Origin of the sequence: Streptomyces sp. WI03-4A, from assembly GCF_033792105.1 — a bacterium.
In the GTDB taxonomy this organism is placed as follows: Bacteria; Actinomycetota; Actinomycetes; order Streptomycetales; family Streptomycetaceae; genus Streptomyces; species Streptomyces collinus_A.
Genome location: NZ_JARAUO010000016.1, coordinates 46,529 through 69,823, shown reverse-complemented (window position 1 = coordinate 69,823; position 23,295 = coordinate 46,529). Strand labels below are relative to the sequence as shown.

Sequence of the window (23,295 nt, the reverse complement as noted above, 5' to 3'; positions counted from 1 at the left end):
CGACGGTTTCTGCCCTCCCAAATGAACCGGTACTGGCTCCAAGGTGAACTCTGGGCGACGAGTGTTCGAGGTCGCACCTCGACGGCTGTGGTCAGCTCGTTCGACATGCCTAACCTTGAGGCATGGACGTGAACGCGGCGGTCGCCGCAGCGGCAGCGATCGCCGGGGTGCTCACCGGTGTCATCGCCATGCTGGCGTTCCGCTGGAGTGAACGCGACCAGAAGCGACCCACCAGGACTTCTTTGCACACCGATCCCGTACTCCCGCCCGGCGTGGACACCGTACTGTCCGTGCTCCGCTCCTCGGCCGTCGTCCTCGACGAGGCCGACGCCGTCGTCAAGGCCAGCTCCGCCGCCTACGCCCTCGGGCTGGTCCGCGGCGGCAAGCTCTCGGTCGAGCCGATGCTCCAGATGGCCCGGGACACCAGACGCGACGGCGAGATACGCCAGGTGGAGCTGGACCTGCCCCGGCGCGGCACCGGACGGGGCGAGGCCCTCGCCGTCTCCGCGCGGGTGGCCCCGCTCGGCTCCCGCCTGGTCCTGCTGCTGGTCGAGGACCTCACCGAGGCCCGCAGGATCGAGGCCGTGCGGCGCGACTTCGTGGCGAACGTCAGCCATGAACTGAAGACGCCCGTCGGCGCGCTCTCCCTGCTCTCCGAGGCCGTGATGGACGCCTCCGACGACCCCGAGGCCGTGCAGCGCTTCGCGGGCCGCATGCAGATCGAGGCGACCCGGCTGACCAACCTGGTCCAGGAGCTCATCGACCTCTCCCGGGTGCAGAACGACGACCCGCTGGAGGACGCCGAGCCCGTCCGGGTGGACGAGCTGGTCGCCGAGGCCGTCGACCGCTGCCGCCACCAGGCCGGCACCAAGCAGATCATCATGGCCGCCGGGGGCACCGCCGACCTGCACGTGTGGGGCAACCGCGGCCAGCTCGCCGCCGCCCTCGGCAACCTGGTCGAGAACGCCGTGAACTACTCACCGGCCCGCACCCGGGTCGGCATCGCCGCCCGCCGGGTGGTCGCCCCGGGCGGCGACATGATCGAGCTGGCCGTCACCGACCAGGGCATCGGGATCTCCGAGAAGGACAAGGAACGCGTCTTCGAGCGCTTCTACCGCGTCGACCCGGCCCGCTCCCGGGCCACCGGGGGCACCGGCCTCGGACTCGCCATCGTCAAGCACGTGGTCGCCTCGCACGGCGGGGAGGTCACGGTGTGGAGCGCCGAGGGGCAGGGCTCCACGTTCACGCTCAGGCTGCCGGAGGCGGGCGTGGCCCGTGACCGCGCACTGCACCACCCCGACCTCGACGAAGAGGACGGCGGCCCCACCGACACATCTCCGTACGAACCGCTTCCCGCCCCGGAGGTCCTTCCGTGACCCGAGTGCTCGTCGTCGAGGACGAGGAGTCCTTCTCCGACGCCCTGTCGTACATGCTCCGCAAGGAGGGCTTCGAGGTCGCCGTCGCGGCCACCGGCCCCGACGGACTCGACGAGTTCGAGCGCAACGGCGCCGACCTCGTCCTCCTCGACCTGATGCTGCCGGGGCTGCCCGGCACGGAGGTGTGCCGGCAGCTGCGCGGCCGCTCCAACGTCCCCGTGATCATGGTGACCGCCAAGGACAGCGAGATCGACAAGGTCGTGGGCCTGGAGATAGGGGCCGACGACTACGTCACCAAGCCCTTCTCCTCCCGGGAGCTGGTCGCCCGCATCCGGGCCGTGCTGCGCCGCCGCGGCGAGCCGGAGGAGGTCACCCCGGCCGCCCTGGAGGCGGGTCCGGTCCGCATGGACGTCGACCGCCACGTGGTCACCGTCTCGGGCTCGAAGGTCGACCTCCCGCTCAAGGAGTTCGACCTGCTGGAGATGCTGCTGCGCAACGCCGGCCGCGTGCTGACCCGCATGCAGCTCATCGACCGGGTCTGGGGCGCCGACTACGTCGGTGACACCAAGACGCTGGACGTCCACGTCAAGCGGCTGCGCGCCAAGATCGAGCCGGACCCGGGGGCGCCCCGGTACCTGGTGACGGTGCGGGGCCTCGGGTACAAGTTCGAGCCGTAGGCCGTACCGTCCCGCGGCAGGCCGGCCGCGGCCGCGAAGGACTGACGAAGGACGACGAAGGGCGGCACCCCGCGCGGGGTGCCGCCCTTCGTGCGTGCGGTCGCTCAGTTGCCGGCCGACTGGGACGCCGAGTCGCTCGGGGTGGCGCCGGTGTCCGCGGCGTCGCCGGCGGACGCGGTGTCGCCGGCCGTCGCCGAGGCGGTGGCCTTGCCGCCCTTGTGCGGCTTACCGCTGCCCGACGCGGACGCGCCCGGCGCGGGGGCGGCGGTGGCCGAGGCGGTCGGGATCTCGCTCGGGCCCCAGCCGCTGAAGTAGCTGGTGGCCGGGACCACGTAGGCGCTCAGGCTCACCGGACCGGTCGAGCTGAGGGTGAAGGTCACCTTCTGCACGTTGCCGTTCTGGACCGCCTCGCGGCCGGTGGCCAGCACGGCGGACGCGTTGCCCTTGCCGCCGAGGATCAGCGAGCCGTGGGCCGGGACGGTCAGGCTCTGGCCCTTGGCCGGGGAGAGCTTGAGCGGCGCGCTCGCACCCGCGACGGTGACCGACTGGAGGGTCTGGTTGGTCGAGCCCCCGTTGAAGATCGTCGCGGAGACGACGGCCGGGCCGGTGGCCTGCGGGTCGGGCTGCGTGATGATCGTGGCGTTCTGGACCTTGATGGCGCCGACGCTGGTGGCCGCGTTGTCCGGCTTGATCTCCAGGGTCTGGGAGTTGTTTCCGGCGCCGCAGGCGGCGAGCGAGGCGATCGAGAAGGCGATGGCGGAGGCGGCGAGGGCGCCGCGTCGAAGGCTGCTGCTCACGGCGGCGGCAACTCCTTGAACGCAGGGGCGGCTCCTCTATAAAGCCACCCTAAGTGTCTGTCAGCGACCTCAGGTTACCGAGCCGTTCCCGCGCCGCCGCACCCGACCCTCCCCCAAGCCCCCCGCTTCCCTCCGGGTGGGGGTACCGCGACCGCCGACAAGTGACCCGCGGGTCACTTTGCCGGAAGCCCCGTCCGGCATTCACATAACGCGCGCGCGAGCCCTCCTGGGACCGTCGGCGACATTTTTGTGAAGGAATGCGCGATCCCCCGGAAATTGATCACCGATCACCCGTCCGGCCCGCGTTGATCAATTCCGGAATCGGTTCCCGCCGGCGCCGGGCCTCCGAACGGAGTAGCGGAAGTCGCACGTCTGGAACCCGACAAATCGGGATGTTCATCCGCTTGGAAGCGCCTCCCGGAGCGTGTAACGTGCGCGTTTCCCTCCACCCGGAGAGCCCCTCCGACCTGCGAATACCTGGTTCCGCAGGCCCTCCGCAGCACGTTCCTGTCGCTGTTGTCAAGCCCCGAGATATGCCCTGACCTGCGAAAACGCCATTCAGAACCCGCCGTATCCGTGTTACTCTGGATAGCCACGGAAGGGGTACCTGTCACATGACGTTCAAGGTTGGCGACACCGTGGTCTATCCCCATCACGGGGCCGCGCTGATCGAGGCTATCGAAACTCGCCAGATCAAAGGCGTGGACAAGACCTACTTGGTGCTGAAGGTCGCCCAGGGTGACCTGACGGTACGTGTGCCAGCGGACAATGCGGAGTTCGTCGGCGTGCGTGATGTGGTCGGTCAGGACGGGCTGGACCGAGTCTTCGAGGTGCTGCGCGCCCCGTACGCCGAGGAGCCCACGAACTGGTCCCGTCGCTACAAGGCAAACCTGGAGAAGCTCGCCTCCGGCGATGTCATCAAGGTCGCGGAAGTCGTGCGCGACCTGTGGCGTCGCGAGCGCGAGCGCGGACTCTCCGCCGGTGAGAAGCGCATGCTCGCCAAGGCTCGCCAGATCCTGGTGAGCGAGCTCGCTCTCGCGGAGAACACGAACGAGGACAAGGCCGAGGCCCTGCTCGACGAGGTACTCGCCTCCTGACGCGCCCCCGGCGGCAACCGCCGCCCTCAGCACGCGCAACACAGTGAAACTGCCGCGGTGCCCGATGACACTGACCCTGTCGCCGGGCGCTGCGGCATGTTCGTCTCCGGAACTCCGGCCGCGGTGCGGCCGGGGCGACGGGCCGGTACGACGCCTGTCGTTCATCTCGGGGGAAGCCCCCCGATACTTGGTGTGCCGGGCCCGGGCAGATGGCTCGACCAGGGTCACGGAAGGGTCCGGTCAAGGCGTCGCGCCCGGCACTCCTCCAGGCCATACCCACCTAGGTCGAGCACACAAACCTGACAGGAACCGATGTCTGACGATTCGCGCCCCTCACCCGCGCAGATCCCCGTCGCCGCCGTGATTCCCGCCGCCGGCCGGGGCGTACGCCTGGGCCCCGGCGCCCCCAAGGCGCTGCGCACGCTGAACGGCACGCCCATGCTGATCCACGCGGTCCGCGCCCTCGCCGCCTCCCGGCACGTCGCCCTGGTGATCGTCGTGGCCCCGCCCGACGGCGCCGCCGAGGTGAAGTCCCTGCTCGACGCGCACGCCCTGCCCGACCGCACCGACTTCCTCGTCGTGCCCGGCGGGGACAGCCGCCAGGAGTCGGTCCGGCTGGGCCTGGACGCGCTGCCGCCCGAGTACGGCGTCGTCCTCGTGCACGACGCGGCCCGCCCGCTCGTCCCCGTCGACACCGTGGACGGGGTCATCGAGGCCGTACGCGAGGGCGCGCCCGCCGTGGTCCCCGCGCTGCCGCTCGCCGACACCGTCAAGGAGGTCGAGCCCGCGGCCGTCCACGGCGACCCCGAGCCGGTCGTGGCCACGCCCGAGCGGGCCAGGCTGCGCGCCGTGCAGACACCACAGGGCTTCGACCGCGCGACCCTGGTGCGCGCCCACGAGACCGTCACCGAGGACGTCACGGACGACGCGAGCATGGTCGAGCGGCTCGGCCTGCGGGTCGTCACCGTCCCCGGGCACGAGGAGGCCTTCAAGGTCACCCGCCCCCTCGACCTGGTCCTCGCCGAGGCGGTCCTCGCCCGCAGGAGGCTCAACGATGGCTTCTGAGAACCGGCCCGCGGCTTCCGGGGACCGGCCCGCCCAGGACCCGGCCGCGGCGCTCCCGTTCGCGCTGCCCCAGGTCGGCATCGGCACCGACATCCACGCCTTCGAGGAAGGCCGCGAGCTGTGGTGCGCCGGCCTGAAGTGGGAGGACGCGGGCCCGGGCCTGGCCGGACACTCCGACGCCGACGTCGTCGCGCACGCCGCGTGCAACGCGCTCTTCTCCGCCGCCGGGCTCGGCGACCTCGGACAGCACTTCGGCACCGGGCGCCCCGAGTGGTCCGGCGCCTCCGGCACCACCCTGCTGACCGAGGCCGCCCGCATCGTCCGCGAGGCCGGCTTCACCATCGGCAACGTCGCCGTCCAGGTCGTCGGACCGCGTCCCAAGATCGGCAAGCGCCGGGACGAGGCGCAGAAGATCCTCTCCGAGGCGGCCGGCGCCCCGGTGTCCGTCTCCGGCGCCACGACCGACGGCCTCGGCTTCCCCGGCCGCGAGGAGGGACTCATGGCGGTGGCCACGGCACTCGTGGTGCGGGTGGGCTGAGGGCGTGCGAGGGTACCCGCACAGTCACCGCTGACCGAGGAGGTACCCCATGCCCGCCGTACTGCCCGACCGGGTCAAGTCCCTGCTGGACGGCAAGGTGTTCATCGTCGTCGGCACCCTCCAGCCCGACGGGGGACCGCAGATGTCCCCGGTCTGGGTGAAGCGCGACGGTGACGACATCCTCTTCTCCACCACGGCCGACCGCCGCAAGAAGAAGAACCTGGACCGCGACCCGCGCGTCACGGTCGTCGTTATGAACCCCGAGCAGCCCTACGAGTACGCCGAGATCCGCGGCACCGCCGAGATGACCACCGACGGCGGCGCGGAACTCATCGACGAACTGAGCGAGAAGTACACCGGCCAGAAATACGCGGACTTCAACCCGGCCTCGGCGAACGACGCCCAGCGGGTGGTGGTGCGCATCACCCCGGACAAGGTGGTCGGCATGCTCTGAGGCGCCGGCGGTACGGTGCGCCCGGCACGGGGCATTGTGGGGAAGGGGCGTGAGGCACTGCCTGGCGCCCACTACCCTGGAGTGGTGACCATTCGCCTGTACGACACCAGCGCCCGGCAGATCCGTGACTTCACCCCGCTCACGCCGGGCTGTGTCTCGATCTACCTGTGTGGCGCCACCGTGCAGGCGGCCCCGCACATCGGGCACATCCGCTCGGGCCTCAACTTCGACATCATGCGCCGCTGGTTCGCCCACCGCGGCTACGACGTGACGTTCGTCCGCAACGTCACCGACATCGACGACAAGATCATCAAGAAGGCCCACGAGCAGAACCGGCCCTGGTGGTCGATCGGCTACGAGAACGAGCGCGCCTTCAACGACGGCTACTCCGCCCTCGGCTGCCTCCCGCCCACCTACGAGCCCCGCGCGACCGGCCACGTCACCGAGATGATCGAGATGATGCAGGGCCTCATCGAGCGCGGCCACGCCTACGCGTCCGACGGCAACGTCTACTTCGACGTGCGGTCCTTCCCGCGCTACCTGGAGCTGTCCCGGCAGGAGCTGGACAACCTGCTCCAGCCCTCCGGCGAGGGCGAGACCGGCAAGCGCGACCCGCGCGACTTCGCCATGTGGAAGTCCGCCAAGCCCGGCGAGCCGACCTGGCCGACCCCCTGGGGCCCCGGCCGCCCCGGCTGGCACCTGGAGTGCTCGGCGATGGCCCACAAGTACCTGGGCAGCGCCTTCGACATCCACGGCGGCGGCCTCGACCTGATCTTCCCGCACCACGAGAACGAGATCGCCCAGGCCAAGGCCTACGGCGACGACTTCGCCCGGTACTGGGTGCACAACGCCTGGGTCACCATGGCCGGCGACAAGATGTCCAAGTCGCTCGGCAACAGCGTCCTGGTCTCCGAGATGGTCAAGCAGTGGCGCCCGATCGTCCTGCGCTACTACCTCGGCACCCCGCACTACCGCTCGATGATCGAGTACAGCGAGGACGCGCTGCGCGAGGCCGAGTCCGCGTTCGCCCGCATCGAGGGCTTCATCCAGCGCGTGGTGGAGACGGCCGGCGGGGCCGTCGAGCCCGCCGCCGAGATGCCGCCCGCCTTCGCCGAGGCGATGGACGACGACCTGGGGGTCCCGCAGGCCCTCGCCGTCGTGCACACCACCGTCCGGCAGGGCAACAGCGCGCTGGCCGCCGGCGACAAGGACGCCGCCGTGGCCCGGCTCGCCGAGGTGCGCGCCATGCTCGGCGTTCTCGGCCTCGACCCGCTCGACCCGTTCTGGGCCGGCGAGACCGACCGGGGCGAGGACCTGCACGGTGTGGTCGACAGCCTCGTGCGGCTCGTCCTCGACCAGCGCGAGTCGGCCCGCGGCCGCAAGGACTGGGCCACCGCGGACGCCATCCGCGACCAGCTCAAGGAGACGGGTCTGGTCATCGAGGACAGCCCGCAGGGGCCTCGCTGGAGCCTCGGCCAGCGCTGAGACCGTCCGCGGTCCGATGATCGATTGTGCCGCCCGGACCTCCGGGCGGCACACTGCATAGACGTACACATCCGCACGCACCACAGAGACAGGTAGGTCATGGCCGCGAACAACCGTCGCATGTCCGGCAAGAAGGGCGCGCAGGTCGGCAGTGGCGGCCAGCGGCGCAAGGGTCTGGAGGGCAAGGGCCCTACCCCGCCCGCCGAGATGCGCAAGGGGCACAAGAAGAACCGCATCGCCACCTCCAAGGCGAAGCAGACGGCGCGCCGCCCCGTGGCGCGCGGCCGGGGCGGCAAGTCCGCCTCCGAACTGGTCGTCGGGCGCAACCCGGTGGTCGAGGCGCTGCGCGAGGGCGTGCCCGCCTCCACGCTCTACGTCCAGCAGTTCGTCGACAACGACGAGCGCGTCCGCGAGGCCCTCCAGCTCGCCGCCGAGCGCGGCGGCATCAACCTGATGGAGGCCCCGCGTCCCGAGCTGGACCGCATGACGAACGGCCTGAACCACCAGGGCCTGGTCCTGCAGGTCCCGCCGTACGAGTACGCGCACCCCGAGGACCTCGCCGAGGCCGCCTACGACGAGGCCGCCGACCCGCTGATCGTCGCGCTCGACGGCGTGACCGACCCGCGCAACCTCGGCGCGGTCGTCCGCTCCGTCTCCGCCTTCGGCGGCCACGGCGTGGTCGTCCCCGAGCGCCGCTCGGCGGGCATGACGGCCGGCGCCTGGAAGACCTCCGCCGGCACGGCCGCCCGTACGCCGGTCGCCCGCGCCACCAACCTCACCCGGACCCTGGAGGCCTACAAGAAGGCCGGCATCACGGTCGTGGGCCTGGCGGCGGACGGTGAGGTGGAGCTCGGCGACCTGGAGGCGCTCGGCGGGCCCGTCGTCATCGTGGTCGGCAGCGAGGGCAAGGGCCTGTCCCGGCTGGTCGGCGAGACCTGCGACTTCCGGGTGCGGATCCCGATGCCCGGTGGCGCGGAGTCCCTGAACGCCGGTGTGGCCGCGGGCATCGTGCTGTACGAGGCGGCGCGCAGGCGGAGCTGAACACCCGTCCGGCACGTCACCCGTGCGGGGTCATTACGGCGTCCATGTGGCGTCAGGAGCCGCTTTGACGGGGTCCGGACACATCCGGGCGGTCAAAGCAGTGTCCTAACTCCACGTCACTCGGTTAGATGCGTGTGGACACCAGAACACCCCGCACACCCACGGGGGACCGCTCGTCGGGATTCGACGACGCTCCCGCGCTGAGCATGGTGAAGGTGCCGAGCGATCCGGCGCAGGTCATCGTCAGTCACGCCAGCTTCCGCGTGCAGTTGGGCGCGTCGGCCAAGCGCGGCCAATCCCCGCGGATCGCCCGGCACCTGAGCGCCACCCAGGAACCCGCCCGCATGCCGGTCATGGGCACCGGGGGACGGGCCGGCGCCACCGCCGCGGCCGGCCGCCGGCGGCCCGTCGTGTGGAGCGGCAGGTCCGCGCCCGACGACACCGGCGCCCACCGGCTGCTCCAGGCCGTCCGGGGCAGCGTCCGCCATGCCGACGAGCCCGTCGAGGCCGGCGCCACCCAGGTCATCCCGCGCGTGGGCACCGGATACCCGGACGCCTACCCCGGGCTCGACCAGACGGTGGAGACCCCGGTCGTCGGGCACCAGCGCACCGCCCCCGACGAGGGCACCCGGCTCCTGCCCCCCATGCGCGCCGCGGGCAGCGCCTACGACGAACCGGGTTACGCGGCGCAGGAGTTCGACGGCGGTTACGGGAACTACGGCGACCACGCCGGGTACGCCGGCCACGACGAGTACGCCGACCAGGGCGACTACGACGACTACGACGACTACGACGACACCGCCGAGACGGGCGAGCGTCTGCGCAGGCGCCACGGCGACGACCCGGCGCGGCACGCCTACTACCCGGGCCGCCGGATGAACCTCGGCGTCGTCCTGCTCCCGCTGCGCATCTTCCTCGGCTTCATCTCCATCTACGGCGGCATGGGCAAGCTGTGCGACCCCGTCTACTTCGACGGCGGCAAGCGCGGCTCCATGGTCAAGTGGCTCAACACCCTGCACCCGTGGGACGTCGCCGAGCCGCTGCGCCAGTTCGCGCTGCACCACCCGGTCGGCTCCGGGCTCGTCATCGCCTTCCTCCAGGTGGCCGTCGGCGTCCTGACCGTCTTCGGCTGCTGGCAGCGCGTCGCCGCCGTGGTCGGCGCCCTGCTCTCGGCCGCGCTGATCGTCACGGTGAGCTGGAAGAGCGTCCCCGCCTACGACACCCCGGACATCATCTACCTGGCCGCCTGGTCCCCGCTGATCATCGCGGGCGCCCCGGTCTACTCGGTCGACGGCCGTCTCGCCGGCAGCGCCTGGCGCACCCTGGGACCCCGCGCCGACATCTGGGACCTGCGCCGCTACGTCCTGCGCCGCGGCGCCCTGGTCACGGCGGTCACGGTCGGTCTCACCCTGCTGGTCGGCTCCCTGCTGGGCGGCGCGGTGCGCGACTCCAGCCGGGTGGTCGTGCCCGGCCCCGGCGAGGCCCCGCGTAACAACGTGCCCGGCTCCCCGCTCCCGCAGGAGCCCGGCCAGGCGCACCGGCGGACCCCGTCGGCGTCCAGCTCGCCGTCCGGCGGCGCGACGGCCGGCGCCAGCCCCTCCGGCGCGGCGACGACCCCGGGTGCGAGCCGCAGCACCGGCGCCACCACCACGGCCCCCAGCCAGACCCAGGGCACCTCGGGCCAGGTCCCGCCCCGCCGCTCCGCCCCGACGGGCGGCGCCCCCAGCACCACGGCGGGCCCGACCAGCACGGGCGGCACGGCGACGGGCGGCGGCACGTCCACCGGCGGCAGCAGCGGCGGCGGTTCGGGCGGCACCTCCTCCACCGGCCAGCCGGGCCTGGTGGGCGGCCTGCTGGGCTAGCGGACAGGACAGCCGACAGCACGCGAAGGGGCCCCGTACCGGGAAGGTACGGGGCCCTTGGCGTACGGCCGGCGCGCGGGGTCCGAGGCTCGAAGCACGGCGCCCCGGCGCGGCCGATCCGCGGTCCGTGGTTCGGGGAGCGGGACCGGGAGGCCGCCCCCGCCGGAGCCGACGCTGTCGCTGTGCGCCCGGACGCCGGCCCGGCCGTGGGTGTGCCTCGGGCTGCCCGCCCGAGGCCGTCGGTCGGGCGCCCGGCCGGTCACCCGGGCATGGGAACGTGCCGCCCAGGCTCTCGCCCCGGGCGCCCAGCGGCCCGTCAGCGGCCCAGGGCTGCCAGTTCCTTCGCCGCCTCGGTGAGGTCCTTGGCTGTGTCGATGGCCCGCCAGTAGGCACCCTGCGGGATGGGGAACCCGGCGAGCTTCCGCTCCCGGGCCAGCCGGGGGAAGGTGGTCCGCTCGTGGTCGCCCCGCTCGGGCAGCAGATCGCGGAACTCGGGCGAGAACACGTACACGCCGGCGTTGATCTCGAACGTCGACGGCGGGGCCTCGATGAAGTCGGTGATGTGACCGAAGCCGTCGGTCTTCACCGCGCCCCAGGGGATCCGGGGCCGGGCCAGCGCCAGGGTCGCGAGGGCGTCCCGCTCGGTGTGGAAGTCGGCCATGTCCCGCAGGGAGAAGCGGGTCCAGATGTCGCCGTTGGTGGCGTACCAGGGCCGGTCGGGATGGGGCAGGTGCGCGGCGGCGTACTTGAGACCGCCGCCGCGGCCCAGGGGCTCCGTCTCCACGACGGTGGTGACGGACACCGGCAGGTCGGCCGAGTCCAGCCACTTCTGCAGCACCTCGGCGAGGTGGCCGCAGGAGATCACCACGTCCGTCACGCCCTCCTCGGCGAGCCAGGCCAGCTGGTGCCCGATGATCGGAGTGCCCGTACCGGGGATCTCGACCATCGGCTTGGGCCGGTCGTCGGTGTAGGGACGCAGCCGTGAGCCCTGGCCACCGGCCAGGACTACGGCTTGAGTGGGGCGCGACGCGGCGTTCGGATGGGTCATGACCCGAACTGTACGTGGCGCCCCGGCCGGGAATCCGGCCGCAACAAGCTCCTTAAGGAGCCGTTACCGACTTCCCAACCGGGTCTAGCCTCGGCGCCGCGCCTAGCTGTGCGCGGCCAGCACGCCGGAAGCGAAGGCGGTGTCGCACACCGGCCGGGCGTAGGACTGCGCGCGTGAGGCGCCGTAGATACGGACCGCCGCCTGGCCCAGGGCCCGCGCGATGGAGGAGCAGTGCTTCGCCAGCGACGGGTGCCCGTTGACGGCCTGCTGGAGGTGGGTCAGGACCACCCCGGGGTTCCGGTCCTGCAGCTCGGTCATCAGCCGGTCGCGCAGGACGTCCTGCGGGGCGTGGGCGACCGTCCGGGTGGAGACCTCCGCCGCGGAGACGTCCGAGGCGGTCAGCACCGAGCTGGAAGGGCTCCCCGTCCAGTTGACCCGGGTGACCGCGAGGGTCCCGGAGAGCACCAGGACGACGGGCAGGACGAGGGCGAGAGTGCGGCCGATCCGGCGGGCAGGGCCGCCCCGGTGGCCGCGTCGCGTCTGAGGGTTGGTGGAGTGCTTCACGCGAGTGAGGGTAGCGCCCGGTAACCATATGGCGACATTTGGTCACCCTTATGGGGGATGAAGTGGCGTCCCTTTCTGGGTAGAGGGTTGACGCGACCCGCCCGAAATGCTCGCCGTGCCGGGGTATCTCCCGGCAACGGAAGGGGCCCCGCGGCGATCCGCGGGGCCCCTTCCGTCAACCGTGCGTGAAAGCGCTGCTCAGCCGCTCAGTCGGAGAGCCGCTCGCCGGTGGAGGTGGAGAACACGTGGATCTCGCCCGGACGCGGCACCACGTGCAGCGTGGAGCCCTTGTCCGGCACCTGGCGGCCGTTCACGCGGACGACCAGGTCCTTGACCTCGCCACTGACCTCGGCGGTGCCGTAGACGTAGCCGTCGGCGCCCAGCTCCTCGACCACGTTCACGGAGACCGCGAGACCGGCCGGGGCGTCCTCGGTGTCCTTGGACAGCGAGGTGGCGGCACCGCCGCCCAGCTCGACCACGTCGAAGTGCTCGGGGCGGACACCGACGGTCACCGTGCGGTCACCCTTGTCGGAGGCGGCCTTCAGGGCGTCGCGGTTGACCGGGACGACGCTGTTGCCGAACTTCACGCCGCCGTCGGTGATCGGGACCTCGACCAGGTTCATGGCCGGGGAGCCGATGAAGCCGGCGACGAAGAGGTTCGCGGGCTTGTCGTACATGTTCCGCGGCGAGTCGACCTGCTGGAGCAGGCCGTCCTTGAGCACGGCCACCCGGTCGCCCATCGTCATGGCCTCGACCTGGTCGTGGGTGACGTAGACGGTGGTGATGCCGAGGCGGCGCTGCAGGGACGCGATCTGCGTACGCGTGGACACACGGAGCTTGGCGTCCAGGTTGGACAGCGGCTCGTCCATGAGGAAGACCTGCGGCTCACGCACGATGGCGCGGCCCATGGCGACACGCTGGCGCTGACCGCCGGAGAGCGCCTTCGGCTTGCGGTCCAGGTACTCGGTGAGGTCGAGGATCTTCGCGGCCTCCTCGACCTTCTGCCGGATCTCCGCCTTGTTGACGCCGGCGATCTTGAGCGCGAAGCCCATGTTGTCGGCGACGGACATGTGCGGGTACAGCGCGTAGTTCTGGAACACCATGGCGATGTCCCGGTCCTTGGGCGGCAGGTGGGTGACGTCGCGGTCACCGATGCGGATGGCTCCGCCGTTGACGTCCTCGAGCCCCGCGAGCATCCGGAGCGAGGTGGACTTGCCGCAACCCGACGGGCCGACCAGGACGAGGAACTCGCCGTCCTCGATCGCGATGTCGAGACCGTCGACGGCGGGCTTGGTGGAACCCGGGTAGATCCGGGTCGCCTTGTCGAACGTCACAGTGGCCATGGTGAATGGGCCCCCTTCTACCGGCAGGAACGTGCCGGACGATCCGTTGTAGGAAGGTGGTTGGTGTAGTCCACGCGAGTGAACCGGTTCTGGACGGTACCTGCCGTTCACCCGTCTGTCAGCACCCCGGCCCCTGTGAACTTCGCGGAAATTTTCGACGGGCCCGTGGTGGGACGTGGGTACACTGCACAGGCACGTACGCGGTATGCGCGTGCAGGCCTCCTTAGCTCAGATGGCCAGAGCACCGCACTTGTAATGCGTAGGTCGTCGGTTCGAATCCGACAGGGGGCTCCGTACACGAAGGCCACCCGCACCGTCCGGTGCGGGTGGCCTTCCGTCTGCCCGGGTCAGGGCTGCCGGGCCGGCCGGAGCAGGGTGCGCAGCACCTCGCGCAGGGTGCCCTCCGGGTCCGGGACGGCGCCCGTCGCGCGCCAGGCCACGAAGCCGTCCGGGCGGACCAGGACCGCGCCGTCGGCCGTGGTGCCGTGGGCCTCGGCCCAGTCCGGGGCGTCCGCCGCGCCGGGAGCGCCGGTGTCGTAGGTGAGGTCCGCGTCGGCGCCCGGGCCGATGCGGTAGGCGTCCAGGCGTACGCCGTCCAGGGAGGCGACCCGGCGGGCCGCCTCGTACCAGCCGGCGTCGTCCGGGGCGTCCGTGAGCAGCACCAGCGAGCGCTCGTACAGGTCGAGCGTGGACAGGCGGGCCCCGGCGCGGCGCAGCCACAGGTGCGGGGCCCGGGTGCCGGGGCGCCCGTTCAGGGACAGCCCGTCGGGGACCACCGGCTGGTCCTCGTCGGTGCCGACGACGGCGCCGTGCGGGTAGTGGTAGCCGAGGACGACGTTGAGGATGCCGCCGCGCTTGCCGCCGCCGACGCCGGGGGCCGGGGCGAAGCCGGGGTGGCTGTGCTCCACGGACCGGGCGGAGGCGCGGGCGCTGGTGGCGAGGGCGACCGGGCGGCGTTCGGTGTCGTAGGACGCGAGGAGACCGGGTTCCGCCCAGCCGTCGAGGACGGCGGCCAGCTTCCACGCGAGGTTGTGGGCGTCCTGGATGCCCGTGTTGGAGCCGAAGGCGCCGGTGGGGGACATCTCGTGGGCGGAGTCGCCGGCGAGGAAGACCCTGCCGTCGGCGTAGCGGTCGGCGACCCGTTCGGCGGCCCGCCAGGAAGCCTTCCCGGTGATTTCGACGTCCAGGTCGGGCACGCCCACGGCCCGGCGGATGTGGTCCCGCAGCCGTTCCTCGGTGAACGCGTCGAGGGACTCGCCGCGCTCGGGGTGCCAGGGGGCGTGGAAGACCCAGCGCTCCTTGTTGTCGACGGGCAGCAGCGCGCCGTCGGCGTCCGGATGGGTGAGGTAGCAGCAGATGAAGCGCCGGTCGCCGACGACGTCCGCCAGGGCGGCGGAGCGGAAGGTGACGCTGACGTTGGCGAACAGGTCGCCGGGGCCGCTCTGGCCGATGCCGAGGGCGCCCCGGACCGGGCTGCGCGGGCCGTCGGCGGCGACGAGGTAGTCCGCCCGGACGGTGTGGCACCGGTCGGTGGCGCGGTCGCGGATCACCGCCGTGACTCCGTCGGCGTCCTGTTCGAAGGACTCCATCTGGTGGGAGTAGCGCAGTTCGCCGCCGAGCTCGCGGGCGTTGTCCAGCAGGACGGGTTCGAGGTCGTTCTGGCTGCACAGGCACCAGGCGGTGGGGCTGAACCGGGCGAGCCCGCCGCCCGGGTCGATGTGCTTGAACAGCCATTCGCCCGCGTCGCCGACGAGGGTCGGGGTCTGCAGGATGCCGTGGTTCTCGGCCAGGAGCGATGCCGCCGCCTTGATGTCCGGCTCGACGCCGGCCACCCGGAACAGCTCCATCGTCCGCACGTTGTTGCCGCGTCCGCGTGGGTGGATCGAGGTCCCGGAGTGCCGTTCGACGAGCATGTGCCGGACACCGAGTCGGCCCAGGAACACGGACATGGACAGGCCCACCAGAGAGCCGCCCACGATGAGGACGGGGACGCGGTGGTCGGCTTTTTGATGCATCGAAGCCTCCAGAGGCAGGGATGAGCGTGTGGGGCGCCTGTGAGTTCTCTTGCCCGGTGGCGATGGCTTCGCGTGCCCAATCACCCACGTGGTTCATACGAGTCGCGGGCTTGTGGGGACCGGCACAGGATCAAGGAACGCCGCCGTCGCGTCCTGTGCGCCCGGTGACGGCTCTGCCCCCCGCGAAGGAGATGTGTGCAGGATGACCACGACGTCTGAACGTCTTTCAGAAACGGCACGCGAGGTGTCGAAGCGTGTCTCCCAGTCCGTGTTCGACGGCTCCCGGCTCCGGGTCGTCCTCCTGGTCGACGTCTACGACGGCGCGCAGCAGCAGTTCCTCGAGGCGTACGAGCAGCTCTGCAACCAGGTTGCGTCCGTGCCCGGCCATGTCAGCGACCAACTCTGCCAGTCGATCGAGAATCCCTCCCAATGGCTCATCACGAGCGAGTGGGAGAGTGCGCCGCCGTTCCTCACCTGGGTGAACAGCGAGGAGCACGTGCAGATGGTGGAGCCGCTGCACAGCTGCGTCCGGGACACCCGTTCGCTGCGGTTCCACGTGGTGCGGGAGACCGGCGGTGCCGCGGACCAGGACCGGCCGGGCGAGCGCCGGCTGCAGGCGCATCCGCGCATCGGCGACGGCGTGATCCGGCACGCCCTCACCTTCACGGTCAAGCCGGGCACCGAGGAGAAGGTCGCGAAGATCCTCTCCGACTACGCCTCGCCGAAGGCGCAGGTGGACGCGACGACGCGGCTGTGCCGGACCTCGCTGTTCATGCACGGCAACCGCGTGGTGCGGGCCATCGAGGTGCGCGGCGACCTGCTCGCGGCGCTCAGGCACGTGGCCCGGCAGCCCGAGGTGCGGGCCGTGGAGGAGGCGATCAACCCGTATCTGGAGCAGGACCGGGACCTCGACGACCAGGAGTCGGCCCGGATCTTCTTCACCCGGGCGGCGCTGCCGGCCGTGCACCACGTGAGCGCGGAAGGCCTGCCGGAGGGTTTCCGGCAGGCCCTGTGCTACCCGGCGCGGCCGGGCCGCGGCATGCGGCTGGCCGAGCTGCTGGCGAAGGCCGACTCGGCGGCCGCCGAGGACCCGGCGAGCCCGCTGCTGCGCAGCACGGTCTTCCAGCGTGACGACGTCGTGGTCCGGCTGGTGGACGTGCGCGACGAGCGGCACGCGGAGGCGCTGCCGGCCGACGCCCGGCTGGCCGCCGAGGTGCGCGAGCTGCTGGAGGCCGAGGCCACCCCCATGGACCTGATCACCGACCGCCGGTCGCCGGACGCCTGACCCGGCCGCCCGGCCCCGACAGCGCCGAGCGGCGACGCAGCAGACAAACGGAGGAAACGTTGTCCATCAAACCCCGTCCCAAGATCGTGGACCTCAGCGAGGTCGAGCCCAACGTCCGCCGAGGCGGCGACCTGCGCGCCATGCTCACCCCGGCCACGGTCGGCTCCACCAGCGGCTTCATGGGCGTGGCCATCGTGCAGCCCGGTGACCGCATCGGTGAGCACTACCACCCGTACTCCGAGGAGTTCGTCTACGTCGTCTGCGGGGAGCTGGAGGTGGACCTGGACGGTGAGCCGCACGCGCTGCGGCCCGAGCAGGGCCTGATGATCCCCGCCCACATGCGGCACCGGTTCCGCAACGTCGGCACGGCCGAGGCGCGGATCGTCTTCCACCTCGGTCCGCTGGCCCCGCGGCCGCAGCTGGGTCACGTCGACACGGAGGAGACGGAGGTCATCGGCGCGGCCGCGGTGATGACCGAGCACGCCGAGGCGGGTTCCGCCCACGCGGCCGGCCAGGGCCGGGTTCGGTCATGACCCGGCGCGTGGCGGTCACTGGCATAGGCATCGTTGCTCCGGGCGGCATCGGCGTACCGGCATTCTGGGATCTGCTAGCCGACGGCCGGACCGCGACGCGGGGCATCACCTTCTTCGATCCCACGGGCCTCAGGTCGCGGATAGCCGCCGAGTGCGACTTCGATCCGGCGGCGCACGGCCTGGACGCGGAGCAGGTCGCGCGGGCGGACCGGTACATCCAGTTCGCCCTGGTCGCCGGGGACGAGGCGGTCCGGGACTCCGGGCTCGACCTCGCCGCGGAGGACCCCTGGCGGATAGCCGTCTCGCTGGGCACGGCGGTCGGCGGCACGACCCGGCTGGAGCACGACTACGTCCTGGTCAGCCAGGGCGGGCAGCGCTGGGACGTCGATCACCGGGAGGCGGAGGCGCACCTGCACCGGGCGTTCTCGCCGAGCACGGTCGCCTCCGCCGTGGCGGAACGTTTCGGCGCGCAGGGTCCGGTGCAGACCGTCTCCACGGGCTGCACCTCGGGCCTCGACGCGGTCGGGTACGCCTTCCACACGGTCGAGGAGGGCCGGGCCGACATCTGCATAGCCGGGGCCTCCGACTCGCCGATCTCCCCGATCACCATGGCCTGCTTCGACGCGATCAAGGCCACCTCCCCGAACAACGACGACCCCGCACACGCCTCCCGGCCCTTCGACAACAACCGTGACGGCTTCGTCATGGGCGAGGGCGGCGCGGTGCTCGTCCTGGAGGAACTGGAACACGCGCGGGCCCGCGGCGCGCACGTGTACTGCGAACTGGGCGGCTACGCCACCTTCGGCAACGCCTACCACATGACCGGCCTGACCAGCGAGGGCCTGGAGATGGCCCGGGCGATCGACCTGGCACTGGACCACGCCCGGATCGACCCGACGGCCATCGACTACGTCAACGCGCACGGCTCCGGCACCCGGCAGAACGACCGCCACGAGACGGCGGCCGTGAAGCGGGCGCTCGGCGACCACGCCTACGGCACCCCCATGAGCTCCATCAAGTCGATGGTGGGGCACTCCCTCGGGGCGATCGGGGCGATCGAAGTGGTCGCCTGTGTGCTGGCCCTCGCCAAGCAGGTCGTACCGCCGACCGCGAACTACGAGACCCCCGACCCCGAGTGCGACCTGGACTACGTCCCGCGTGTCGCCCGCGAACGGAAGCTGAACAGCGTCCTGTCCGTGGGCAGCGGGTTCGGCGGCTTCCAGTCCGCGGTGGTCCTGACCCGGACGAGGGAGAGGACACGATGAGCGAACCGCACGACCGGCGCGCGGCCGTCACCGGCATCGGGGTCGTCGCGCCCAACGGCACCAGCACCGACACCTTCTGGAAGGCCACCCAGGAAGGTCTCAGCGTCCTCGACCGGGTCACCCGCGAGGGCTGCGAGCACCTTCCGCTGAAGGTGGCCGGCGAGGTCCGCGACTTCGATCCGGCCATGACGATCGAGGAGCGCTTCCTCGTCCAGACCGACCGGTTCACGCACTTCGCGATGGCCGCGGCCGACTTCGCGCTGGACGACGCCCGGCTCGGGCAGGCCGAGACCTCGGCGGAGCCGTACTCCGTCGGGGTGGTCACCGCCGCGGGCTCCGGCGGCGGCGCGTTCGGCCAGCGCGAGCTGCAGCAGCTGTGGGGCAAGGGCAGCCGCTTCGTCGGCCCCTACCAGTCCATCGCCTGGTTCTACGCCGCGAGCACCGGACAGATCTCCATCCGCCGCAAGTTCAAGGGCCCCTGCTCGGTCGTCGCCTCCGACGAGGCCGGCGGCCTGGACGCCCTCGCGCACGCCGCCCGTGCGGTGCGACGCGGCACCGACGTGATCGTGGCCGGCTCCACCGAGGCGCCGCTGGCGCCGTACTCGGTGGTCTGCCAGCTCGGTTACGAGGAGCTGAGCCGCGAGACCGACCCGTCCCGCGCCTACCGCCCGTTCACGGACACCGCCTGCGGGTTCGTGCCGAGCGAGGGCGGCGCCATGCTCGTGGTGGAGGCGGAGCGGTCCGCCCGCGAACGCGGAGTGCCGGTCCGGGCCTTCGTCGCGGGACACGCGGCGACCTTCACCGGCGCCTCCCGCTGGGCGGAGTCCCGGGACGGCCTGGCCCAGGCCGTGCGGCAGGCCCTGGACGAGGCCGGCTGCGCCCCCGAGGAGATCGACGTGGTCTTCGCCGACGCCCTCGGGGTGCCGGAGGCGGACCGGGCCGAGGCACTCGCCCTGGCCGACGCCCTCGGCGCGCACGGCGCCCGGGTGCCGGTCACGGCGCCCAAGGCCGGCATCGGCCGGGGCTACTGCGCGGCGCCGGTGCTGGACACCGCGGCGGCCGTGCTCGCGATGGAACACGGGGTGATCCCGCCGACGCCGAACGTCGTCGACGTCTGCCACGACCTCGACCTCGTCACCGGCCGCGCCCGCGTCGCCGAAGTGCGGACGGCGCTGGTGCTCAGCCGCGGACTCATGGGGTCGAACTCGGCGCTCGTGCTGCGGCACGGCGCCACGCAGTGAGCACAGCAAAGGAGGAAAGCGCATGTCCCAGATCACGGTGGAAGAACTCGCCGCGCTGATGAAGAAGGCCGCCGGGGTAACCGTCAGCCCGCAGCAGCTCCAGGAGAGGCCGGACACCGGCTTCGACGTCCTCGGCGTCGACTCGCTGGGCCTGCTCGGCATCGTCGGCGAGCTGGAGAACTCGCACGGCACCCCGATGCCGGTCGACGCGGAGCGCTGCAAGACGCCCCAGCAGTTCCTCAACCTCGTCAACAGCACCCTGATGGCAGGAGCCTGACATGGCAGGACACACCCAGAACGAGATCACGATCGCCGCTCCGCTGGACCTGGTCTGGGACATGACCAACGACCTGGAGAGGTGGCCGCAGCTGTTCAGCGAGTACGCCTCCGTCGAGATCCTCTCCCAGGAGGGGAAGAAGACGACGTTCCGGCTGACCATGCACCCGGACGAGAACGGCACCGTCTGGAGCTGGGTCTCCGAGCGCGAGCCCGACCGCGGCTCGCTCACCGTCCGCGCCCGCCGCGTGGAGACCGGACCGTTCGCCCACATGGACATCCTGTGGCAGTACGAGGAGGTCCCGGCCGGTACCCGCATGGTCTGGACGCAGGACTTCGCGATGAAGCCGGACGCCCCGGTCGACGACGACTGGATGACCGACAACATCAACCGGAACTCCAAGGTCCAGATGGCCCTCATCCGGGACAAGGTCGAGAAGGCCGCCGCCGGACACCGGGCCGCCCCGGCCCTGGCCGACTGAACCGGACCGAGGAGAAAGACCCATGCACCAGGCCCTGATCGTCGCCCGGATGGCCCCGGGCTCCGCCCCGGACATCGCCAAGGTGTTCGCGGAGTCCGACCGCGGGGAGCTGCCCCACCTCGTGGGTGTCGTGCGGCGCAGCCTCTTCCAGTTCGGCGATGTGTACATGCATCTCATCGAGTCCGAGCGCGAGCCGGGACCGGCCATCGCCAAGGTGACGGAGCACCCCCAGTTCCGGGACGTCAGCGAGCGCCTGACGGCGTACGTCAGCGCGTACGACCCGGAGACCTGGCGGTCCCCGAAAGACGCGATGGCACAGCGTTTCTACGTCTGGGAGCGCGACTGAGCCGTACGGCGACTTCCGGACGGCCACCGGCCGCCGGGCCCGCAGCGTCGCGGGCCCGGCGGCCGGTGGCCTGTGCGCGGGTGGGCGTCACCCGGGCACGTGGCACTCGAACGCGTGCAGGTACGGATTGACCGGCCGGACCTCGTCGATCAGCAGGCCGGCCGCGCCCAGCCTGCTCACCATGGAGTCGGTGGTGTGCTTGGCCCCGCCGACGTTGAGCAGCAGCAGCAGGTCCATGGCGGTGCTGAAGCGCATCGAGGGGGTGTCGTCCACCAGGTTCTCGATGACGATCACCCGGGTGCCCGGGCCGCCCGCCTCGACGACGTTGCGCAGCGTGCGGGCCGTGCTCTCGTCGTCCCACTCCAGGATGTTCTTGATGACGTAGACGTCGGCCTCGACCGGGATCGCCTCCCGCACGTCGCCCGGCACGATCCGCGCGCGGTCGGCGAGGTCGCCGCCCTCGCGCAGCCGCGGCAGGGCGTTCCCGACCACCCGGGGCAGGTCGAGCAGGGTGCCCTGCATGTGCGGGTACTTGTCGAGCAGGCAGGCCACCACGTGGCCCTGGCCGCCGCCGATGTCGGCGACCGACTTGGCGCCGGACAGGTCGAGCAGCGCCGCCACCTCCCGCGCCGACTGCTCGCTGGAGCGGGTCATCGCGCGGTTGAAGACGTCCGCGGACTCCGGGGCGTCCTCGTTGAGGTAGGTGAAGAACTCCTTGCCGTAGAGGTCCTCCACGACGTTCTTGCCGGTGCGCACGGCCTCGTCGAGGCGGGGCCAGGCGTCCCAGGTCCACGGTTCGGTGCACCACAGGGCGATGGCGCGCAGGCTGTCGGGGGCGTCCTCGCGCAGCTGCCGGGACATGTCGGTGTGCGCGAACGTGCCGTCGGGGCCCTCGGCGAAGACGCCGTGGCAGGACAGGGCCCGCAGCAGCCGGCGCAGCGGCTTCGGCTCGGTCTTCACCGCGGCCGCGAGGTCCTCCACGGCCATCGGGCTGTCGTCGAGGGCGTCGGCGACGCCCAGCCGTGCGGCCGCGCGGACGGCGGCGGAGACGGCCGCGCCGAACACGAGTTCGCGCAGGCGCATGGGAGGCGGTGGGGCTGTTTCAGCGGACGTCATCTGCCGCCCTCTCTCTTTCTTCGGCCTTCATCGGTCCAGCAGGGGCAGGGGTCGGGCGGTCAGCACAGACCCGCGGGCCGCGAGACCCGGCAGGCGTTGCTCCGGAAGGTGTTGCCCTTGCCCTTGGTCTCCGTGTTCACGAGGTCGGCCGGGGAGTTGCCGTCCAGCCGGTTCGCCTCGACGACGTTCTTGTCGCTGGTCACCCCGACGAAGCTCTTGAACAGCACGATCCCGCCGGACAGCGGGGACTTGCCCGCGTGGCCGGTGACCAGGTTGCCGGCCACGCGGTTGCTCTCGGTGCCGGTCAGGACGATGCCGGAGCCCTGGAGCGCGGGCAGCCGCTCGGTCTTGGGGCAGGACTTGTTGTTCCGCTCGACCCGGTTGGCGACCACGTCCACGTGACCGGCCTTCGGCTTGTTCTCGTCGCCGACGAGGAACACCCCGGCGCAGTTGCCGGTGACGTAGTTCTCCGCGACGGAGACGTTGCGCAGCCGGCGGACGGTCACGCCGATCCGGTTGCCCTCCAGGCGGTTGTGCTCCACCCGCGTGCCCGCGGCGTCGTAGGCGCCCGCCTCCTCCTTGATGGTGTTGGCGAGGAACAGGCCCGCGTCGCCGTTGTCCCGCGCGTAGTTGCTCCTGAAGAGGCCGCGCACGGAACGCTCCTGGGCGATGCCCCACACGCCGTTCTTGTAGGCGTACACCCTGCGGACGGTCATGCCGTCCGTCGCCATGCCGAACACACCGGTCCGGCTGAAGCCGGTCACGGTCAGGTCGGAGACGGTGACGCCCGCGACGTCCTTGGTCTTGGTGCCCACCACACAGATGCCGTTGCCGCCCTCCGAGCAGCTCTCGGCGGCCTTGGCGGCCGACGTGGAGGGCTTGGGCGCGGGCTTGGTGCCGACGGGCTTGATCACCGTCCGGGGACCCACGCCGCGCAGCGTCAGCCCGGGAGTGCCGATCTTGACGCTCTCGTGGTACGTGCCGGCGAGCACGAGCACGGTGTCCCCGGCCCGTGCGGCGTCCACCGCCTTCTGGATCGACTGGCCCGGGTGGACGACCAGCGTCCGGTGGGCGGACGAGGCGGGAGCGGCGCCCACTCCGGCGCCGACGAGGGCGGCGGTGCAGGCGAGATATACGAGGTGACATCTCTTCATATCGCGTACGGTATGACTGAATAATCCCCTCATTGCCGGATAGGCCGATCGGTGGCGTGTCAGCCGCCGCGGGGCGCCCGTGAGCCGCAGGCCGGTCCCGTCCGCGCCGCCGCCCGGGGCGGCCGGTCCGTCGCCGCCCGGCCGATGTCCCCCGGACGGCGCAGCCCGGCCGGGGCCGGCGGGGCACCGGACGGGCGGGCCCCGCGCCCGGTCGGCCGCCGTGCGCGGGCGGCCG

The 23,295-nt window shown here is 71.9% G+C and carries 23 protein-coding genes and 1 tRNA gene; 17 read left to right on the top strand and 7 right to left on the bottom strand.

All coding sequences use genetic code 11. The features are described 5' to 3' along the window. Positions 1 to 122: 122 nt before the first annotated feature. Both PV343_RS18360 and PV343_RS18355 read left to right on the top strand, forming a co-directional pair. The gene (locus PV343_RS18360) at positions 123 to 1,376 is read left to right on the top strand and encodes a sensor histidine kinase (RefSeq protein WP_319148004.1); all 1,254 of its coding nucleotides are present in this window, start codon (positions 123 to 125) and stop codon (positions 1,374 to 1,376) included. After that, a complete protein-coding gene (locus PV343_RS18355; protein WP_010358452.1) occupies positions 1,373 to 2,053 on the top strand; it encodes a response regulator transcription factor in 681 nt (226 codons plus the stop codon). Before PV343_RS18360 ends, PV343_RS18355 begins: the two co-directional genes overlap by 4 nt. Before the next feature lie 104 nt (positions 2,054 to 2,157). On the opposite strand, the gene PV343_RS18350 is transcribed toward PV343_RS18355, so the two are convergent. Then, positions 2,158 to 2,850 carry a DUF461 domain-containing protein gene (locus PV343_RS18350; protein WP_319148003.1) on the bottom strand — a complete coding sequence of 231 codons (693 nt, stop codon included), beginning with the start codon at positions 2,848 to 2,850 and terminating at the stop codon, positions 2,158 to 2,160. 614 nt (positions 2,851 to 3,464) lie between these two features. On the opposite strand from PV343_RS18350, the gene PV343_RS18345 reads away from it, so the two are divergent. The 7 genes from PV343_RS18345 (at position 3,465) to PV343_RS18315 (ending at position 10,392) form a co-directional block, all read left to right on the top strand. Next, positions 3,465 to 3,947, top strand: coding sequence for a CarD family transcriptional regulator (locus tag PV343_RS18345; protein ID WP_003953493.1), 483 nt, complete (start codon positions 3,465 to 3,467; stop codon positions 3,945 to 3,947). A gap of 312 nt (positions 3,948 to 4,259) precedes the next feature. Continuing rightward, on the top strand, positions 4,260 to 5,012 hold the full coding sequence (ispD, locus tag PV343_RS18340) for a 2-C-methyl-D-erythritol 4-phosphate cytidylyltransferase (RefSeq protein WP_020940823.1): 753 nt from the start codon (positions 4,260 to 4,262) through the stop codon (positions 5,010 to 5,012). After that, entirely contained in the window at positions 5,002 to 5,550 is a 549-nt protein-coding gene (gene ispF / locus PV343_RS18335) for a 2-C-methyl-D-erythritol 2,4-cyclodiphosphate synthase (protein ID WP_319148002.1), read from the top strand. Before ispD ends, ispF begins: the two co-directional genes overlap by 11 nt. 49 nt (positions 5,551 to 5,599) lie before the next feature. Continuing rightward, positions 5,600 to 6,004 (top strand): PPOX class F420-dependent oxidoreductase, encoded by a 405-nt coding sequence (locus tag PV343_RS18330; protein ID WP_319148001.1) that lies wholly within the window; start codon positions 5,600 to 5,602, stop codon positions 6,002 to 6,004. 84 nt (positions 6,005 to 6,088) lie between these two features. After that, complete coding sequence (gene cysS, locus PV343_RS18325; RefSeq protein WP_319148000.1) at positions 6,089 to 7,489, top strand: cysteine--tRNA ligase; 1,401 nt, start codon at positions 6,089 to 6,091, stop codon at positions 7,487 to 7,489. Between the two features lie 99 nt (positions 7,490 to 7,588). Further along, complete coding sequence (gene rlmB / locus PV343_RS18320; RefSeq protein WP_319147999.1) at positions 7,589 to 8,530, top strand: 23S rRNA (guanosine(2251)-2'-O)-methyltransferase RlmB; 942 nt, start codon at positions 7,589 to 7,591, stop codon at positions 8,528 to 8,530. A gap of 128 nt (positions 8,531 to 8,658) precedes the next feature. Continuing rightward, a complete protein-coding gene (locus PV343_RS18315) occupies positions 8,659 to 10,392 on the top strand; it encodes a DoxX family protein (protein WP_319147998.1) in 1,734 nt (577 codons plus the stop codon). Positions 10,393 to 10,708: 316 nt separating this feature from the next. Here PV343_RS18315 and PV343_RS18310 read toward each other — a convergent pair whose 3' ends face one another. From PV343_RS18310 to msiK, 3 genes are all read right to left on the bottom strand, one after another. Beyond that, positions 10,709 to 11,440, bottom strand: a complete 732-nt coding sequence (locus tag PV343_RS18310; RefSeq protein ID WP_319147997.1) for a nucleotidyltransferase family protein — start codon at positions 11,438 to 11,440, stop codon at positions 10,709 to 10,711. A gap of 102 nt (positions 11,441 to 11,542) precedes the next feature. Then, the gene (locus PV343_RS18305) at positions 11,543 to 12,004 is read right to left on the bottom strand and encodes a hypothetical protein (protein ID WP_319147996.1); all 462 of its coding nucleotides are present in this window, start codon (positions 12,002 to 12,004) and stop codon (positions 11,543 to 11,545) included. A gap of 206 nt (positions 12,005 to 12,210) precedes the next feature. Further along, entirely contained in the window at positions 12,211 to 13,347 is a 1,137-nt protein-coding gene (gene msiK, locus PV343_RS18300) for a diacetylchitobiose ABC transporter ATP-binding protein MsiK (RefSeq protein ID WP_319147995.1), read from the bottom strand. 217 nt (positions 13,348 to 13,564) lie between these two features. Between msiK and PV343_RS18295 the strand changes: the two genes are divergently transcribed. Next, positions 13,565 to 13,638, top strand: a tRNA-Thr gene (locus tag PV343_RS18295). 56 nt (positions 13,639 to 13,694) lie between these two features. Here the strand turns inward: PV343_RS18295 and PV343_RS18290 are convergent. Beyond that, the gene (locus PV343_RS18290; protein WP_319147994.1) at positions 13,695 to 15,362 is read right to left on the bottom strand and encodes an FAD-dependent oxidoreductase; all 1,668 of its coding nucleotides are present in this window, start codon (positions 15,360 to 15,362) and stop codon (positions 13,695 to 13,697) included. A 202-nt stretch (positions 15,363 to 15,564) separates the two neighbouring features. On the opposite strand from PV343_RS18290, the gene PV343_RS18285 reads away from it, so the two are divergent. The 7 genes from PV343_RS18285 to PV343_RS18255 all read left to right on the top strand — a co-directional run bounded on the left by PV343_RS18285 (position 15,565) and on the right by PV343_RS18255 (position 20,790). Further along, entirely contained in the window at positions 15,565 to 16,647 is a 1,083-nt protein-coding gene (locus PV343_RS18285) for a SchA/CurD-like domain-containing protein (protein ID WP_319147993.1), read from the top strand. A gap of 86 nt (positions 16,648 to 16,733) precedes the next feature. Further along, complete coding sequence (locus PV343_RS18280; RefSeq protein ID WP_319148081.1) at positions 16,734 to 17,180, top strand: cupin domain-containing protein; 447 nt, start codon at positions 16,734 to 16,736, stop codon at positions 17,178 to 17,180. Continuing rightward, positions 17,177 to 18,445 carry a beta-ketoacyl-[acyl-carrier-protein] synthase family protein gene (locus tag PV343_RS18275; RefSeq protein WP_319147992.1) on the top strand — a complete coding sequence of 423 codons (1,269 nt, stop codon included), beginning with the start codon at positions 17,177 to 17,179 and terminating at the stop codon, positions 18,443 to 18,445. Before PV343_RS18280 ends, PV343_RS18275 begins: the two co-directional genes overlap by 4 nt. Beyond that, positions 18,442 to 19,686 carry a beta-ketoacyl synthase N-terminal-like domain-containing protein gene (locus tag PV343_RS18270; RefSeq protein ID WP_319147991.1) on the top strand — a complete coding sequence of 415 codons (1,245 nt, stop codon included), beginning with the start codon at positions 18,442 to 18,444 and terminating at the stop codon, positions 19,684 to 19,686. The genes PV343_RS18275 and PV343_RS18270 overlap by 4 nt, the downstream gene beginning before the upstream one ends. A gap of 22 nt (positions 19,687 to 19,708) precedes the next feature. Beyond that, positions 19,709 to 19,963 carry an acyl carrier protein gene (locus PV343_RS18265; RefSeq protein ID WP_020940809.1) on the top strand — a complete coding sequence of 85 codons (255 nt, stop codon included), beginning with the start codon at positions 19,709 to 19,711 and terminating at the stop codon, positions 19,961 to 19,963. 1 nt (position 19,964) lies between these two features. Beyond that, positions 19,965 to 20,444 carry an SRPBCC family protein gene (locus PV343_RS18260; RefSeq protein WP_319147990.1) on the top strand — a complete coding sequence of 160 codons (480 nt, stop codon included), beginning with the start codon at positions 19,965 to 19,967 and terminating at the stop codon, positions 20,442 to 20,444. Between the two features lie 22 nt (positions 20,445 to 20,466). Beyond that, positions 20,467 to 20,790 carry a TcmI family type II polyketide cyclase gene (locus PV343_RS18255; protein WP_317444052.1) on the top strand — a complete coding sequence of 108 codons (324 nt, stop codon included), beginning with the start codon at positions 20,467 to 20,469 and terminating at the stop codon, positions 20,788 to 20,790. A gap of 87 nt (positions 20,791 to 20,877) precedes the next feature. Here the strand turns inward: PV343_RS18255 and PV343_RS18250 are convergent, their stop codons facing one another. Beyond that, entirely contained in the window at positions 20,878 to 21,906 is a 1,029-nt protein-coding gene (locus PV343_RS18250; protein WP_319147989.1) for a methyltransferase, read from the bottom strand. Positions 21,907 to 21,965: 59 nt separating this feature from the next. Next, positions 21,966 to 23,060: a nitrous oxide reductase family maturation protein NosD gene (locus tag PV343_RS18245; protein WP_319147988.1), complete on the bottom strand. Its 1,095-nt coding sequence runs from the start codon at positions 23,058 to 23,060 to the stop codon at positions 21,966 to 21,968. Between the last annotated feature and the right edge of the window lie 235 nt (positions 23,061 to 23,295).